Below are 3,433 nucleotides of genomic sequence, written 5' to 3'. Positions count from 1 at the left end.
CAGACAGGCCCATCACCACTGGATAGTCGCTGTAGCCGAGACTATCGAGGAAGAGGCGCCCCATGCCGGGCCAGGTGAAGACGGTCTCTGTCACCAGGGCGCCCGTCAGAATGCTGGGGAGCTGGATGCCAGCAAGAGTGATCATCGGCAGAAGTGCGTTGCCGACGACGTGCTTGAGGATCACGCGGCGTTCGCTCAGACCTTTGGCACGGGCGGTTTTGACGTAGTCCTGACTGATGGCGTCCAGTGTCGCCGACCGCATGTAGCGGCTCCATATTGCAATATGGACGAGGGCCAGGACTGCACTCGGCAGGATGAGATGATGCAGATAGTTCAGGAATGAACCATCGCCGATCTTGTACATGTTGCCCGCCGGCAGCCAGCCGAGCTGCAGCGAAAACTGCACTCGGCAGGATGAGATGATGCAGATAGTTCAGGAATGAACCATCGCCGATCTTGTACATGTTGCCCGCCGGCAGCCAGCCGAGCTGCAGCGAAAAGACATAAATGCCAACCAGGCCGAACCAGAAGGTCGGAATGGACAGCGCCACCATGGCGCCGACAGTGGCAGCGTAGTCGAACACCGAATAGCGGCGCGTCGCCCCACGAATGCCGATCCAGATGCCCACCGTCATGGCTATCGCCGTCGAGGTTCCCATCAACAGCAGGGTTGCAAACACATGCCGGCCGATCACCGACAGGACCGGCGCACCATCACGGAAGGAAGTACCCCAATCGCCCTGCAAGAGGCGCCATGCCCAGTCGAAATACTGAACCCAAAGCGGGCGGTTCAGTCCGAGCTGCTCGGTAATGCGGGCCATGTCGTCCTGGGTCATGCCAGGATCCAGCCCATATTGCGCCAGCGGTCCACCTGGAATGAGGTTCAGGATCACGAAGCCGATGATGGAGACCATCACGAGCAACACGATGCTTTGGAACAGTCGGTTGATCAGGAAGCTGCGCATTGAGCCCTCCATGTGTAAGGCTTCAGACTGAACATGCCGCCGCCCCTGAGGGCGGCGGCAACTGCGTCAGGCCTGCCAGTACCAGGCAGCAGCATTCCAGGACTCGGTGCGGGTGTTCGCGTTAGCGACGAAGCCTTCAAGGCCCTCCTTGTGCCCCAAGACGGAAGTGTCCGCGTACAGTGGCAGGAATGGCAGATCAGCACGCACAAGCTCTTGCACCTTGAAGTAGATCCTGCGTCGTGCCTCTGAATCAAAGGTCCGGGCGCCTTCCTCCAGAAGCGCGTCGACTTCCGGGTTGGAATACTGCGCGTTGTTGGAGCCGCGGCCCCCCTTGGCGACGATCGACCCGGAGTGCAGGCGGTTGGTGACGTCCGGGTCTGCGCCAATCAGGTAGGCGCTGCCGACGATAACCGAGTCGAACTGCGACTGCTGCCAGAACTCCCCCCACATAACCGCGGCCGGCAGGTTCGAGATGGTCATTTCTACACCGATCTCGGCAAAGGTCTGCTGCAGAAACTGTTGCACCTGCTCGCGCAGATGGTTGCCTGAAGTGGTCGAATTGGCAAAGGACAGCCGCACGCCGTCCTTGGCGCGAATGCCGTCGCCTCCAGTTACCCAGCCGGCCTCGTCCAGAAGCTGCTTAGCGCGGTCATAGTTGAACTCCTGGGGCGGCAGGCCGGGATTGTAGAAGAACGACTGCTGCGGCATGAAGGTTTCGGTGGGCACCGGCACGCCGTAGTAGAGCTTTTCGATAATGCTCTGCCGGTCAATGGCGGCATAGAGTGCCTCGCGCACCGCCACTTCCTTGAACTGGGGGCGTTCGACGTTCAGATAGAACGACTCCATCGATGACCTCGGCACCAGGGCGACAACACGGTCCGGGAGGGCGCTAGCCTCGGCATAGTTGTCGGGGCTGATGATGCCCACCAGATCGATGTCGCCGCTTCTGAACTGGGTGTAGAGCACCGTGTAGTCGGGGATGTATTTGAAGATCAGTTGTTCGATATGCGGGCCGTCGCCGAAGTAGTTGGGGTTGGCCACCAGCTCCAGGCGATCGCCGGCCACCCGCTGGCCCCATTTGAATGCCCCGGTGCCGATTGGCGCTTGGTTGAAAGGGTTCTCGTTGAGATCGGTCGCAGCCTCCAGTATGTGTTTGGGCACGATGAAGGTTTCTGTCAGAAACGTCAGATAGGGGGCGAAAGCCTCTTCCATCCGCCAGGTGATCTCCGTGGGCGAGACTACAGTGATGTCGCGCACCAGCGAATGGCCGGTAGTGCGCCAGGCGCGGAAGTTCGGGTTGACGATCAGCTCGAGGGTGAACTTCACATCCTCGGCGGTGAAGGGCGTCCCATCGTGCCAGGCCACGCCATCGCGCAGCTTCACACTCCACTGCAGCCCGTCCGCGGAAATACCGCCATTGTCCTGACTGGGCACCTCGACCGCCAGATTGGGGACGATCACGCCCTGCGGGTCGATACGGAACAGCGCGTCGAACACCGAGAAGTTGACCCCGTCGTCAACCTCGATATGCGGCATCAGCGGGTTGAACACGGTGGGTTCCTGTGAGAGGCCGACAACGACCCGGCCCGTCGGCGTTGCCGGAGGCGTCTGGCCGAAAGCCGGCGCGAGCAGCAGGTTTGGTGCTACCAGGCTCGCCACTCCGCCCAGGCCCATCAGGCGCAGGGCGTCGCGTCGCGTGAAGCTGGATGTCGTTGAATTTTTAGTCATGATTGAGGTCTCCTCCCTCGTGGCTGCAAAGCCGTTGCCCTACTGATTTGCCGCAACCGGGCGGGCACTTGCCGGTCGCTCTCCAGGAATTGCGGCCACCAGCTCTCGCGTGTAGGCCGACTGTGGATTCAGGAAGATCTGAGTTGGCGGGCCGTGTTCTACGATCCGCCCTTTCTGCATCACCGCGATCTCGTCACAGATCTGGCTGGCGACGCGAAGATCGTGGGTGATGAACACCATCGAAACGCCGGTCTCGCGCTGTATCTGATCGAGAAGTTTGAGGATTTGCGCCTGAATGGGCGCCTGAAATACGCTGGCGCTGCCCACCGGAAAATTCATGCGGGAAACGGTCGAAGGCGCCGGCGTCAAGGCCTACATGAGAGAGCAACGCGCGCGCCTCCTCGCTGGCTTGGGCATAGGATGATCCGTGTGCGATCGGCCCTACCGTCAGTATGTGGCCGATCGTCGATCTCGGGTTTAGCGACGCAAAGGGGTCCTGGAAGATCATCTGGATCGCCGGTCGCAAGTGCCGGAACTCGCCCTCTGACAGCGGGGCGATGTCGAGCCCATCAAATTCGATCCGACCCGCGTCGCTGTCCATCAGCTTGATCAGCACGCGCCCGAGTGACGACTTGCCAGACCCGCTTTCGCCAACAATTCCGAGGGTCCGGCCCGGCATGAGGCTGAACGAGACATCGTTCACGGCAGGCACGATGCGCTGCGTGCGGCGCTGCGTGCGG

The 3,433-nt window shown here is 61.1% G+C and carries 1 protein-coding gene and 2 pseudogenes; all 3 read right to left on the bottom strand.

Translation table 11 applies throughout. The annotated features are described in order from the left end of the window. Positions 1 to 965, bottom strand: a pseudogene (locus ASD04_RS05030) (ABC transporter permease); the annotation flags it as partial. 66 nt (positions 966 to 1,031) lie between these two features. Beyond that, a complete protein-coding gene (locus ASD04_RS05025) occupies positions 1,032 to 2,693 on the bottom strand; it encodes a peptide ABC transporter substrate-binding protein (protein ID WP_056253488.1) in 1,662 nt (553 codons plus the stop codon). Positions 2,694 to 2,732: 39 nt separating this feature from the next. Beyond that, positions 2,733 to 3,433, bottom strand: a pseudogene (locus ASD04_RS05020) (ATP-binding cassette domain-containing protein); the annotation flags it as partial.

This window comes from Devosia sp. Root436, assembly GCF_001426345.1.
Lineage (GTDB): Bacteria > Pseudomonadota > Alphaproteobacteria > Rhizobiales > Devosiaceae > Devosia.
This window is presented reverse-complemented; position numbering and strand designations above follow the sequence as displayed.